Here is a 13,967-nt window from a genome sequence, read left to right as displayed (position 1 = left end):
AATGCTTTTAAAGCTTTAGTTGCTTTTTCTATTATTTCTTTATCTGTCATAGTCCGTAATTTTTAAATCTTATAATAAATTCTGGAATCATTTCCACTCCCAAATTAACTGCTGGTAGAATAATCTTCTCTTGATAGTACAATTTAATATGTTTTAATTCACTCAAGGATAAATTTAGTATTTCTGCATTTTCTAGCAATCTTTCAGCAACATATTTCTCACGCAATATATTATTCACAAGTGCTTCTTTTAAAGTGCCAAAATCTTTTTTAGTGAAAGCTTTTTTTCCAATTTTACAAAATTCTTCCAAATGATAATATTCATGGGCAATTACATAATTAGAAGAACCTTCTTTATACCATATTACAGGTGGTATTTCATGAGCATCAAAATATGCTGCAATATTATTCTTTTCTATATATCTATATGCTGGAGTGTTTTTTGTCGCTAATCTAAACCTCCCCTTTTCCTTAAATGCTAAGATTTTAATTTTTTTATCCCAATCTAACAACTCTTCTTTTGTTGCTGGTTTAGAACCTAATTCATCTACATCTTCTAAATTATACTTTCCTCCTCTTCTTTTTCTCTCAAACTTATTCTGAGCTCTCTTTTGCTTCTCCTTCACTCTTCTCTCCGCAGGCGTCAGAGCATGATCCGCTACTTCATCTCCCAATCCAAAGACCTCATCTAAAACTTTCTCTAATTTAGAAAAAATTTCCTTTGTTCCTTTTTTAAATTCGCGAAGCATCATTTTAATGAACTCCAGGATTCTTGTCATGAAATTTCCGGCATGGGTAACGGCTTTGGAAATCTTTTCAAGAGGATTTAATATAAAGCTTTCTACCGTTTTAGCCAGCTTAGCAACCGCAGCTGTTCCGCCGGTAAGAAGCGTTTCAACAACGATGTCTACGATAATCCCAATGATATATCCATAATAGTAAGAAGCTTTTTCAAAAGTCAGCTGAGGGACTTTTTCCTCAATCCATGCTACCAGACGAATAATGGTTCTTATCTGAAAGGTCAGGCATTGTTTAAAAAAGTCCAGATAATCAAAGTTCATAATCCCCTCCATAAGGTCTTCCGTTAGCTCAAGGAACATTTCACCATATTCAACTTTCCGGTCATTCACTCTATCCATAGCAGCAACTGCCTTGAAAATAAAGCCAATGATTGAAAAAATTCCTGCGATAATATCAATCAGACTGTTGTAAATCCCACACAGAAAAGCATTAGTCATCTGATGACCTCTATAGATAATATGCTGCATTCCGGTAAGGGGATCGATAAGAAAACTTTCAATTTTATCTATCTGGTTGAAAAAGAAGTTGATGGATTTTTTAATTCTCTTAAAAATAAAAGCAGGAAAGAAATTTTCTGCATTAGCCAGGAGATTACTAAAATCTGTTTTAACATCATTTATTTTTTCAAACAGGGTTTTTACAATTTGGGCATTTATTTTCTTCTGTCCTTCCAGATTTTCATACGGATTCTTTTGACCTTCATGTTCATAGAATTTTTTAAGTTCCTTATAAAGTGCATCTGGAATAAAAACAGGATCGTATTCACCTTCTTTAGGATAGGGATTCCAGCCATTTTCAGTAATCCTGAGTTTTGCAATATTATCTGCGATACCTTCTATAAAAAAATCAGCAGCTCCTTCTAACATTTCCTGTTTAAAGAAACTAAATATCTTACCGATGCTGGCATCTTTTAATCCCAGAAACCAGCTAATGAAACTTACTTTATTTCTATAAATTTCATTTTTGATCAGCTCTTCAAGTGCTTTTGGAGAAACAGTAACCTGATGTTTTCTTGTAAAACTAAGAATATCGTCAAAGGAATTATTTTTAGTTTTCGTAAGCTCCGCACCTGCCACAGCCCGCATTACCGTGCTGTAATTATATTGATCATTAATTTCCAGGAAAAGAATCAGCTGATTACTATCCGGCAGCGCCTCCATATAACGCTGAAGAAGAAAAGCTCCGTCTTTACTGGCAAAAAGAATCACATCAATTCCTTCAATGGTCTTTCTGTACATACTTTGATAAATAACGACCTCTTCTATATTTCCTCCAAATATGGGATCATCTGTATAGATCTGAAAACCCTTACCACTCAGAGCGGCTTTTCCATCATAATAGGTATTAGCAATTTGTTTTGCTGTAAGCTGTTTCTGTTCGGAAGGTGATTTCAAAACAGGGAAAGAAGGGCTGTCTGTTTTAAAAAAAGAATGTTCGGAGCTGCCCAATAAAGGATTGTTTAATATTTCTAAGCTCATCACGGTATTTTTAATTCGTTCTCCGGGAAAACCATCGTCAGTTTATTTCCTGAATAATACGTTTTGATCCTTTCTTCATCCAGAACAAGAAGATCCACGTAATAATCTTTATCTACCAGAATCTGAGCGTTCTTCAGTTTGTATTTGGTCTGTACCATAACGTCCCAGTCTTTTCCTTCCAGATCCTTCCATTGTTCAAAAGGAATCCGGCCCCTGCTTCCGAAAAGGAATATCTTTTCTACCGCAGTAATCTCACTAATCTTATCTTTTAAGGTCGTGAGGATATAAGGCAGCACTTTATCGTGCTGCCAGATAGCCTCGTGTTTTACACGGCTCATGGGTTAAATTTTAAGGGATTAAACTAGGAATTTGGAAAGAGGAGCTTTATCTGTAAAATCATTCATTGTAAGCTCAATTCTATCTTTATCTAAAACTCTTTCACGGTATTGTTCAGGAGATAAAATTTTAAGGTAATCCTGCCCATCAGTTACAAACTTTAACAAACCATATTCATCATTATCATCTGGTTTTCTGAATGTAAATGTTTTTATCTTATTAACATCTATTTTAAATGTTAATCCATTATTTCCAGTAGGAACAGCTTTTAACCCATCAATTGCGGATAATTCAAATGCTAAACTTTTGTAGAAGACCGTTGAAAGTTCCGTTGCACTCCAGGCAGCATCTCTTTCAATTGTAATAGTATTTCCCATACACTCATATATTCTGGGGAAAACGGAATTATCATCCATCGAATAAATATTAGAATATTTATCCATACGATCAAACGTAATCTCAATCCATTTTTCACCTATACCTCCGCCCAGCAAGCTGTTATCTTTTTCAAAATTGAATTTATCTTCTGTAATCACTTCTGACGGTACTTCAAAATCATCCGGATTTTCTGTACTGAAAGGCAGCGCATGTTTCACTTTCAATCCGATACTTTCTGCCTGAAGGATGTTTAGAGACGTTGGAAGCCTTGTCATCCAGGCTTTTCCTTGTTTCATTCCTTTGGGTTCCTTCATTTCATCTGCAATAGACAGGTATAATTCATCACCAATGACAGGAATTTCGCCTCCGTTCCAGATCTTTCCGGTGGCCAGATAGAATTGTACTGCGTCCTCAAATCCCGGACGTACCGTAACAACAACTCTCGCCATACCACTCTGCATAAAGGCTCTGAACAACGGATCGGTGTCTTCAGCCTGATAAAGATCCATCCAGTTTTCTCTGTTGCCCCAATAATAGGGATACAGGTTATAGGAAAGATTTTCCCACTCAAAAGCCTGTTCCATAAACTTCACAAAAGCGGTGTATTTATCAAGATTGCTGTTTAAAACCGTTTCATAGTCTCTGAAGGAAGAACCGCTGGTCTGCCCTTCTAATCCGTAGCCATGAGTAGAACCGGAAGTTCTGTCTGACAGATATGAAATACAGTTTTTACGCAGAATGGTATTTTCAATCTGACGGTAGAACATCGGGTTTGAACCTTTGATTTCTACAGCCTTATTCTTTTCTTCTCCAAGTTTATTATTATACCCCACCAAAGCATCTTCATAGGCGTCTATAATCGCTTTAAAAACTTTCTGATACCATGCATTTTTGGCTTCGGTTGTTAACTCCAGATCAACCACACAATTCACTGTTCCTGAAAAAGCCTCGTAGAAAGTAGTAGAAATAGGAATGGACTTTGAATAAGGCATTGTAAGAACTTGTCTAGGGTGCATTTCAAGCTGGGACCACCTTCCGTGAATATAGAACGTCTGATCTCCTACCAGAATACACATCGCCGTTGCGCTGCTATCACCTGCCGCACTGTATCCTGCTGCACATTTTACAGCCACATAATTATCCGGAATCTGGATTTCATCTTTAAAGGATGCATTCTGGATGGCACTGTTTTCATTGACAAACTGCCCGCTCATTGATTTTCCAACGCTGTAAGATTCAATTGGCTTTTCTGGAATTTCAACATTATATTTCGCTGTCCAGTACTTGAGAACGTTATCATTCGCCAGATCTCCAAAATGAGCAAGCTTCATTACAGAAGAGGTTCTTGGGTCTTCCGGCTTTACCAAAGTTACCTGATCCGGTTTTTTCTGAGAAGCCATTCCCAACAAATGAAGTTTTGCAGGCTCCGGAACCATAAATTCAAACATCATACGTTTACCGTAGTTGTAGATCTGGTTTTTCATCAGTTTATCTACCCAACGGTACACTCCTACTACATTTTTATCCCCTTTACGGTTATCAAATCCGTGGGAATTGTTTTCTTCAAACTCATCAATGATCTTTTCAATCCGTTCTTCATGAACTTTGGTCACGATTCTGTCCATTGCTCTGGCAGTAATATCCTGAGCCTGACTCACCGCCTGTCTTGTACTTTCATCTTTGGAACGGTGATTGGCATAATTAGCTCCTGCATTCAGAGAGAATAATCCATTAGGGCTTCTATAACTTGCATTAGCAAAGCCGGCAAAATCATTGGATTCCTGCATAATTTTTGATACTTCAGACTGCATTTCGAAGCGGTTAGCCGTAGTGGTATCTGAAAGCTGCTCTCTTTCAGTATCTGAAGAGGAGGTGGTTGTATTTTCGCTTCTTCTTAATCTTCGGGTAGATTTTTCACGGTATTCTCTTGCCATGATATTCTCAATATGAGCTACTTCTCCTTCCACATAAGCATGGGTACTCTGTTCTACTTTCAGATAATCAGCAATCCCTATTTGTTTAAATCCAAATCCTGAAGGGATGAAGTTCTGTTCACCCTCAATGACAACCGGAGGATTTTCTGTTTCTTCAACCAGCAGTTCAAATTGGGAAGAAATACATGATCTTGTGCTAATTCCATTGGTTCTGAACTGAGCCATTCTTCCGTTGGTAAAATAGACTTTAATATCAAAAGAGGAATCCTGTAAAGCAGCATATTCAACACCTTCCTTTAAAAGGTTGTTTAAGAAAATAGTATTTCCTGTTCTTGATTTTACAAACCAGAATCCATCGTTGTCTGCATTCAAATTACCATTGCTTTCAATCAGGGCATATGATACTCCGGAAACATCCCAGGAAGCATCCGGAACATTTAAAGAAAGATCAAGTGCATACCTCTTATATAAAACCCGTGGACAAATCTGGTAAGTAAACGGTACAGAAACAGTTCTTGTTAAAGGAACAATAACCCCTCCAATACTGGTATAAACTTCTGTATTGCTTTCTGTATTTTCTGCAATAATCGTATTACACTTTTCCTCCGTTTCTTTGATCAGAGCATTGATTTCTGAAAAAGTGTTTCTTCCATCCAGTAATTCATTAAGATTCGGAGTTCCAGGAGCTGCAGCACGGTTACTGATTTGATCCTGCGGAAAATCAAACCCAAGAATATCCAATAGCGCCTCCATATTATCAGGCTTAAGCTCCAATTCTAAATTTCCGGCTTCTATTTCCGGGCGGAACTGGAAATCAAATTTTGGAAGGACTGGTTCTGGAACTTTTGGGATCTGCTGGCATGGATCTGCCGGATCATATTTTTCGCCGGGAGCTCTTGTAGGACAGTATTTATCTCTCATTTCAGCTACTTCAAGATTATAGCGCTCAATAATAGGAGCAATTTCTCTTTGATACCCTTCCTGGTAAACTTCATATTCTGTCTGATATTCCCTCCTATATCTTCTTTCTATTGCAGAAAGGTTCTTCTTTAGTCCTGCATATTTTTCAAGTTTTGCTTTTGTTACAGAAACCAGCTGCTGCTTTCTCATTTCCTCTGTAGGAATTGTTTCTTTTGCTTCTCTTGCTCCGGCTTTTGAGAACGTTTCAGACGCCGGAAGAGGTTTGTCATCCAGCATTAATTCTTTAGGAAGAACTACTTTGGCATTTACTAATATCTTTGTTGTTTCCTCATTAACGGCCGGCAGAACATGCATGGCAAGTAAGGCCTGCATCAGCGTTTCTTTAATATAAAAGTCTTTTTGTGTCACGACCTGGTAAATTAGGTTATTCCAGATATCGGCAGGCTCAGGAGTAGGTTGTATTTGCCCGGCAAAATAGGTATTTCTTACAGCAAGAATTTCTTGGGCAGTGTGGGTATCTTTGTTTTTTACAATCCATGCTCCAAATTCACAAACTGCTTTGTAATTTCTTTTAAAATTTGATAAATTATGTAAACTGGCAGGATCGCTGCTAATACATTTTGGACTACTGGCAAAAGCAGCAGCGCATTCAATTAATTTCCTTTGTTTTGAGCCTACTGCATTTACTACAGGAATATAAAATGTATTATCATTTTTATAGGTCTCAGGAATCAGAATAAATCTTTTATTCTGTTCTTTTTCATCAGAAAGCTGGGGGCTTCTTAAGCTTACAAATCTAAACAGGGTTTGAGATGGAATGTTTTCTGCCGGAGTTTCGGCAGCATTGTTTTCAATGTTGTTCATTTTTTGTGATTTTGATTGTTTTTTATTGAATAAATGAATAAGAAAAGTCTTTTTTTCAATAATGACTTTTGATGTAAGCCTTATTTTTTAAGGTGGTATCAGGCGGGATGTCCACCCCTATTTTTTAAGTCTATTTTCATGTTCTGTGTTTTATTGATGCAAATATCAGAGCCGGAAGCGACAGAACTCGACGTATTAAAAACAGGTTTTATATTTTTTTGAAAAACAATCCCCACTAGTAATATTAAGCTTATACAGTTGAGATTTCCTATATTTATTCCATGGCTGTACACATACAATCTTATCATCAATCTGATTTTCCCACAGACCTTACGACAGAAAATTATAGTGTCATTTTACTGAACGGGTCTGGCGTTTTTTCTGTAGATCACATTAATTATTTTTATGAAGACTGTACAGTCCTGTTTCTTTCTCCTTTTCAGAAGTTAAATCTGGTACCACATTCCGGGCAGGAGATTTTTTGTCTTTTCTTCCATGGTGATTATTATTGTATAGAATATCATAAAGAAGAAGTTGCCTGTAATGGGCTTCTTTTTAACAATATCTATTTAAACCCGGCCATACAGCTCACTAAGGAAAATTATGCCTTGATTCTGGAAATTTTTAATCATGTTCAACTTGAAAATTCGGAAGATCATCCGTTTTCAGCATCAATTATTAAAACTTATATTCAGCTGATCCTTGCCATTTGCAGCAAACAGAAAATCAATATAGTGCAGAATGAGATTTACCATAAAACACCCGCTAATAAACACGCCGGAGAATTCCGAAAGCTGCTGGATCTTCATTTTAAGGAGGAAAAGGAACTTGCGTTTTACAGTAATCTACTGTATATCACTGGCGGAACATTAAGCAAAACCATTAAGAAAGAATTTGGTAAAACTCCCAGCCAGCTTATTAATGAAAGAGTCATTCTGGAAGCCAAAAAACTGCTTCATCTTACCTATCGATCTGTGAAAGAAATTGCTGCTGAGCTAGGTTTTAATGATGAATTTTATTTCAGCAGGTATTTTAAGAAATCCGTTGGCTGTTCTCCTAAAAAATACAGAGAAAAGGTAGGAATCTCTGTAGTGGCAAAAATGTCCATGTAATATCCTGATATCTCTATTTTTAAGAGGCTTGTGCCTCAATACCTTTGTAGAAAAGCAAATTATGCAGCACAACAGATTACTTAACCGTCTTACGGCATTGGACTCTTACTTCCTTAATTTTCTGAGGGTTTCCATATTCATCGTTATGGCATGGATTGGAGGATTAAAAGCATTTCAGTATGAAGCAGAGGGAATCGTCCCTTTTGTCGCGAATAGTCCTGTTATGAATTTCTTTTATAAAAATGCAGCCAATAAAGTGCTTAATAAGGAAAATAAAATGGTTCCGGAATATACTATTTATAAGAATCCGGAAGGAAAAGTTGTTCAGAGAAATATAGACTGGCACCAAGAAAACGGAACTTATATTTTTTCTTACGGACTTGGCAGTGTGATTGTCATCATAGGGATTCTGGTTGTTCTGGGAGTATGGTTTCCCAAAATTGGAGCGGCTGGCGGAGCATTAACATTCCTGATGTCTTTAGTTACTTTGTCTTTTCTGATTACTACCCCGGAAGTATATGTTCCTGATCTCGGTGGTGATTTTCCCACACCTCAGCATGGATTTCCTTATTTATCAGGAGCCGGACGTCTTGTTCTGAAGGACATTATCATGATGGCTGCCGGGCTGGTCTTGCTTTCAGACAGCTTAAAAAAGATATTCGCCAAAGGCGGAATTTCCATTCCGGATAAAAATGATTAATAAATTCTCTGTGCCCCCCTGTGCTAATTTATTGGCGGTGGCTCCTTCGGAGCCACCGCCAATAAATTTTATTCAAAAATTCATTAATATACAAGATCCTTAGCTGCAATTTTCTTTCCAGAGTTTTCTTCTCCTAAAAATATCCTCCTCCATTTCGCTACAGAATTACGGCTAAGGCTGAAGTGTCTTGCCAATTCACTGTTATTCATGTTATTTTCTTTTTGATACTTCAGGATCTGCAGTATGGTCTGTTTATCGTATGAACGATGTTTCTGATTGCTGATGAGTGTATCCTGCATTACATCTTTCGTAAAAATTAGCTTGTTCAGCTTAATAACATCCATTACTGAAAGATCTTTTTTGGTAAGGATAGATCTGCACTTTTCTTCTTTATCAGGGTATTTTCTGGTGATAATATCACTATAGATTTTCTGGTAGTTTGGTTTTATATACTTTTCCATATACTTTCTTAATGTTTTTGTGTTGTAGCTTTCCGTTTCGGAAAATCAGGAATAGAACCGTTTTCATTCCCCACCATGTCCTCTTTATTTCATAATACCAGATATCATCCGGATAAAAATTGAATCCGTGTCCAAGTTCATTGATGACTTCTTTTTTTGAGAGCCCCAAAAGAAAATCTTTTTCGTACAGTTGCTTGTCTGGTTTCATAAAATCTGGAATTTTTGATTGGCTTATTTTACAGATCTATTCTGAAATGACAGTCATAAATGATTCCCTTACAGGTAGAAATATGTAGACGTCTTTTTAAAATACCAAAGCAATAACGCTCTAATTCAAAAGCATATCTTGAGCTGTACATTCTTACTGTTTTCTGCCCTACAAGTTCTTCTGCTTCTTCAATTGTTTTCCCGATCAGGATCATTTCAGTTAGTATCATTTTATACTTGTATATTAAGTTAACTGGCTGCTTTACTACTGTATTTATCCATCCATTTATACAATGTGGTCTTGGGTATTCTATATTCTTCTATCACCTGATATCTTGTTTTTTCTCCTGTAAGGATCAATTCCATAATAAAATCAATGATCTCCTTTGTATAAATATTCTTTCTGAATTGGGGAAGATCTGATTTCTTCTTGTCTGTCTGTCTGCTCAGATTGGCATTGGCCGGGGGAGAATATAATATAAGATGCTGTGAATACACTCTAAAAAAATCGTATTCCAATAACTTACTCCATTTTAGCATCAGATCAGAGGGCATATCCGGCTGCTGATACATGATTTTCAAATCATCTTCCGTACATTTAAAAAATCTGCATATTCTGAATGTATCAATCTCACATTCTGCCACTCTCTTTTTTACCAGTTTTCCAACATGGATATTTTTAAAATCAGTATTCATTTTTATTCGTCTTTTTTATACTTTCCAGTGAATCTGTAAGGTCTTTTATTTGTTGATTATTAAAACCCGCTATTTGAAGTTTCATTTTGAATCCTTTTCTTTTTTCCGTATCCAGCACAATAACCAGGCTGGAAACCATCTGTCTTTCTTCAAGCACGAAATCTTTGAGGTATTGTCTTGGAAATTCGGCGAAAGGCGACATCTTTTTTCGTTGGTAAAAAGGATGAAATCTTTTAATCGTTATGCATTCTCCTGAGAATTCATATTCAATGCATTTAGCCTTTAGGAATAGTCTCAGCAGGAGAGCTCCCGTAGCGAGAAGAACAAATTTGACAGCTGTATTCCAAGGTGCGCAGGCCAGGACTAAAAAAATAACAAGGATCATGACTGTTAAAACCTTCATGATCATCTGCATTGTATGAAAATTATTAATTTTTGTCATTTTTTTTTAACTTATAAAAGCAGCAGAAGAGGACTATTTCTACCCCTCATTCTGCAGCTCAAAACTAAACTGATGATTTTCTTATTTCCAGTAGCTCCAATTCGTTCCATCATATACAGCCAGCATATCAGAAGCCGTATCATATACCATCGTTCCTGCTACTGAGCTTTTCATAGTCAGATGCGGATTGGTCACTACAGGTAAAACCATTGCCTTTGTTGTAGATTCCAGCACCAGAGTTCCTGGCTTACTTGTTGTTGTTGCTCCGATAATCACTCCGGCTGTTGCTGCTGCATCTGTGCCTGTATTAAATAAAGCATGAAGAATACCTTGTCCCTGATCCGTAAGCGAAGTCCAGCCTCCGGTATTGTTATTGTTTTTTTCCTCCCACACTTCCACTGCTTTATCGGCCGTATTAAAAACAAAAGTCCCTCCTACCGCTCCTGAAGCTGAAGCAACTGATGGTAGTATAATCCCTTTATTCCCCGGACCAAATTCTACCAGAGCACTCGGGTTCGCTACATTATCTTTACCAAATGCTACCTGAGCCTTTATATTATTGAATAAAGCTGCAGAAAAGAGAGCTATTGATGTAATTATTATATTTCTCATTTTTAATTTCATTTTTTTATCCGTTAAAAAGCTGCCAGGATATTTGTTTCCAGTTATCCCGGCAATCTTTAAAAACTTAATCACCTATTGTTATTCGTTACAGCCTCTTTTAATACAGTTCCATCCGGTACGGGAAATATCTACTCCCGGGGTGGTACCTCTGTAAAGCTGAACACATTTTAAATCTGTATTATAAATAACCATTCCTTCCACCGGAACCAGAGCATTTCTCTGAGCGGTGGTCATATGAGTAACCACAAGACCTTTTCCGGCACTATCCAGAACAAGCTGCCCGTTCGGAACATTTTTAGGCCAGTTCGCAGCAGTAATCGATGGTTTGGTAAGAATTCCGATCTGTGCATAGCTGTCCGGCGTACCTGTTGCTCCAGGTTTGATACAATGGCAAGGCACGATTTTCTTTCCTGATCCGTAACCGGTCATATAAGTAGGACCTACCACCACCTGTGTTGCTGTAACGATATTGGCTGATGCTACGTTCCAGGTTATTATATTAAAGGTTGCTCCATTATATAATTCCAAAGGAAATAACGGACCTCCTGATGTCTTACTACCGAATAATGTTACCGCTCCTGTAGCACTGATATTTACTCTTACTGAAGGGGCTGAAGATGTTCCTATGATCTGCCAGATTTCAGGTATTCCACCCGATCCGTAAACAGATCCGTCTGCGAAACGGATATTCGGAACAGCTGTAGAAAACTGAATTTCCTGCGTAGCAAGCTGAGTTCCGTTGATGTTAAGGTTAAAAGAATTATCAAGCGTATAAATATCGAAGACAAAACCAAAATCGGTGGCTGGCTGAGAGAAAGTTACCGGATCTCCGTCTTCTGTACTGAAAGCATTCCCCTGAACATCTTCCGTACATATTGGCGTTGGAGAAAACATTACATTGGCATTATTCAATAAATTGTTACAATTACCTCCTAACCCGTTATTCGCACATTCATATTCTGCATTGGTAGGTGGAACTGCAGGGTTAGGGTTGGTTGCATCCGGGTCGGTTACGTCATTCGGACGAAGTATTCCTGCTTTTACTGTTAAATTTCCCGGTGTTGCAGAAGCAGTAACCGTTACAGTGAATTTATAGGTAATTTCACATCCGTTAGGCAAATTAAGTGCAGACGAATAAGTACGTGTCGCAGGATTGTAAGTTATTGCTGTCGATTCACTTCCGCATCCGTTGGCTGTGAAAACAAGAGACTGCGGATCCAGACCCGGCGGAAGAGTAAAAGTAAACGGAGCTTCCGTAACACCGCTTGGACCGTCATTTTTCACTTTTACAGTGTAGGTAAGCTGTTCTCCTACTGAAACCGCAGATTTATCCGGTACTACCTGGGTTACTTTTAAGTCTGCAATTTTCACTTCCACAGTGGTAGCAATTGTCGCTGCATTTCCTTTGATAAAAGTCCATGTATCAATTGACCTTACATCTCCGAACAGCCCGGAGGTTCCTGATCCTCCTACTCCCCAGATATGTCCGTTAGTTACACTGCTGATTCCTGCACTGTTTACCGGAGGCAGGTGGGTATTGTTTTTAGGGTTAGAAGATGTACCGGTGCTTCCATTTGGAATATCAGTATCATTCCAGTAAACAAGATCTGATGCTACATTACTCAGATTGGTATGATCCAGAAGCTGGATAATTGTTCCATTCCTGTTATACTCCATATCAATGAACGGGAAGTGTACTTCCGCTCCCTGAAGCTGTACCGTTACTTCTGCTGGTACTGAACCTATTGGCAGTGAATTTCCGGAACCATCCTTTCCATCCCAGAAAATAGAATTAACTCCTTCTACAGACGGTCCCGTAAGGGTACGCGTAACAAAAGCAGCCGGATTTGCTATGCTTTGGATCACAATTTTATACTGCCCGGGAGCCCCTGCGTTAAATTTAATATATCCTCCTTTCCCACTTACCTGTGCTGGTGTTCCATCAACTCCTACCAGCTGAACTCCTGTCACATCTGGTACAATTACTGTGCTTTTAAGCCAGGTAGAACCTCCCGGAACAGCTCCTGATGATGTTGTTGGCAAATCTGCCGCAGGAAGGCTGTAGAACAGTTTATGGGTAATGTGTTTAGAAGTATCGGCTAAATTGGGGTTATGTGCTTTTCCTGTTAAAAAAGCGGTTGTGGACTGGTCAAGACTTTTATAAACAGGATTTTGTGTAGTGGGATCTATAAACCCATTGTTATTCGCATAAAAAGTAAAATAAAGTCCATTATTCCCGTTATTATTTACTCTATAAGTGTATCCGTCTTTTGTTAGTACATATACCAATCCATAAAATCCATCAGTAGCTGCAGAAGAGGTTCCGTTGGAAAGATTCAGGATATTGGCATACACACGTCCTTGCACAAATCCTGTATTGCCTGTATTAATAACGGATACGTCCCATGCTGCAATTCCGGCATTGGTACTGCTTTGCGTCCAGTTACTATCTGCACTTACTGTTGTGGAAGGATCTGATGTTGCCCGTCCCACGAACTCAACACGGTAAATACCGGCTTCTGTTACAGGATGATAGATGGGTGTATATCTGCCTCCCCCTGTCTGCCCAGACAGCTGTGGTCCTGCAATTTCTGCACTTCTGCTGGAAATCTGTCCACTGGAAGTATTGTTAACAACCTGTGTTCCATCTGGTGCAAAAAGCCGTATTCTTCCTGTTCCTCCATTCTGTGCACTTGAAGCCAGAGTAATGATTTCTCCTGGTATGGCATATACATAATGCGTTCCTTCATTGGCGAAAGGCCAGCTATCTGTGGTAGTGGTGCTTGATCTCAAAAATGCACGGAGCCCGGTAGCACCTGACGGGTACAAATTCCTGGAGCCGTCTGCCAAAAGCCATCCGCTGCACAACAGACATACAAAAGTTATTACAGCTCTAAACTGTAGATGATACTTCATATTATTTTTCATTAATTCATTCATTTATTGTTCGTTCATTTTCAGATTCAGGCATGAACTTACCTGTGCTCCAGTAAAAGAAGCATGAGAATTTTAGT

At 38.2% G+C, this 13,967-nt stretch carries 12 protein-coding genes; 2 read left to right on the top strand and 10 right to left on the bottom strand.

Features of this window, described 5'->3' with window-relative positions:
* Positions 1-46 precede the first annotated feature (46 nt).
* The 3 genes from FW768_RS15835 to FW768_RS23550 are packed head-to-tail and all read right to left on the bottom strand — an operon-like array spanning position 47 to position 6,711.
* Entirely contained in the window at positions 47-2,278 is a 2,232-nt protein-coding gene (locus tag FW768_RS15835; protein WP_153397044.1) for a hypothetical protein, read from the bottom strand.
* Positions 2,278-2,616, bottom strand: coding sequence for a hypothetical protein (locus FW768_RS15830; protein ID WP_153397042.1), 339 nt, complete (start codon positions 2,614-2,616; stop codon positions 2,278-2,280). Before FW768_RS15830 ends, FW768_RS15835 begins: the two co-directional genes overlap by 1 nt.
* An 18-nt stretch (positions 2,617-2,634) precedes the next feature.
* On the bottom strand, positions 2,635-6,711 hold the full coding sequence (locus FW768_RS23550; protein WP_185151990.1) for a hypothetical protein: 4,077 nt from the start codon (positions 6,709-6,711) through the stop codon (positions 2,635-2,637).
* A gap of 281 nt (positions 6,712-6,992) precedes the next feature.
* On the opposite strand from FW768_RS23550, the gene FW768_RS15820 reads away from it, so the two are divergent.
* Together FW768_RS15820 and FW768_RS15815 are read left to right on the top strand one after the other, a co-directional pair.
* Entirely contained in the window at positions 6,993-7,823 is an 831-nt protein-coding gene (locus FW768_RS15820; RefSeq protein WP_153397040.1) for an AraC family transcriptional regulator, read from the top strand.
* A 61-nt stretch (positions 7,824-7,884) separates the two neighbouring features.
* The gene (locus FW768_RS15815; protein ID WP_153397038.1) at positions 7,885-8,523 is read left to right on the top strand and encodes a DUF417 family protein; all 639 of its coding nucleotides are present in this window, start codon (positions 7,885-7,887) and stop codon (positions 8,521-8,523) included.
* Positions 8,524-8,606: 83 nt separating this feature from the next.
* Here FW768_RS15815 and FW768_RS15810 read toward each other — a convergent pair whose 3' ends face one another.
* From FW768_RS15810 to FW768_RS23945, 7 genes are all read right to left on the bottom strand, one after another.
* The gene (locus tag FW768_RS15810) at positions 8,607-8,984 is read right to left on the bottom strand and encodes a transposase (protein WP_153397036.1); all 378 of its coding nucleotides are present in this window, start codon (positions 8,982-8,984) and stop codon (positions 8,607-8,609) included.
* The gene (locus FW768_RS15805) at positions 8,944-9,192 is read right to left on the bottom strand and encodes a hypothetical protein (protein WP_153397035.1); all 249 of its coding nucleotides are present in this window, start codon (positions 9,190-9,192) and stop codon (positions 8,944-8,946) included. The genes FW768_RS15810 and FW768_RS15805 overlap by 41 nt, the downstream gene beginning before the upstream one ends.
* Before the next feature lie 28 nt (positions 9,193-9,220).
* Positions 9,221-9,421, bottom strand: coding sequence for a hypothetical protein (locus tag FW768_RS15800; protein ID WP_153397033.1), 201 nt, complete (start codon positions 9,419-9,421; stop codon positions 9,221-9,223).
* A gap of 19 nt (positions 9,422-9,440) precedes the next feature.
* Positions 9,441-9,887 carry a transposase gene (locus tag FW768_RS15795; RefSeq protein ID WP_153397031.1) on the bottom strand — a complete coding sequence of 149 codons (447 nt, stop codon included), beginning with the start codon at positions 9,885-9,887 and terminating at the stop codon, positions 9,441-9,443.
* Positions 9,877-10,329 (bottom strand): hypothetical protein, encoded by a 453-nt coding sequence (locus tag FW768_RS15790; RefSeq protein WP_153397029.1) that lies wholly within the window; start codon positions 10,327-10,329, stop codon positions 9,877-9,879. Before FW768_RS15790 ends, FW768_RS15795 begins: the two co-directional genes overlap by 11 nt.
* A gap of 81 nt (positions 10,330-10,410) precedes the next feature.
* Positions 10,411-10,941: a hypothetical protein gene (locus tag FW768_RS15785; protein ID WP_153397027.1), complete on the bottom strand. Its 531-nt coding sequence runs from the start codon at positions 10,939-10,941 to the stop codon at positions 10,411-10,413.
* Between the two features lie 90 nt (positions 10,942-11,031).
* Positions 11,032-13,869, bottom strand: coding sequence for a DUF11 domain-containing protein (locus tag FW768_RS23945; protein ID WP_185151989.1), 2,838 nt, complete (start codon positions 13,867-13,869; stop codon positions 11,032-11,034).
* Positions 13,870-13,967 lie beyond the last annotated feature (98 nt).

Origin of the sequence: Chryseobacterium vaccae, from assembly GCF_009602705.1 — a bacterium.
Taxonomy (GTDB): domain Bacteria; phylum Bacteroidota; class Bacteroidia; order Flavobacteriales; family Weeksellaceae; genus Chryseobacterium; species Chryseobacterium vaccae.
The sequence above is the reverse complement of the archived record's forward strand: the minus strand, read 5'-3'. Positions and strand labels throughout refer to the sequence as shown.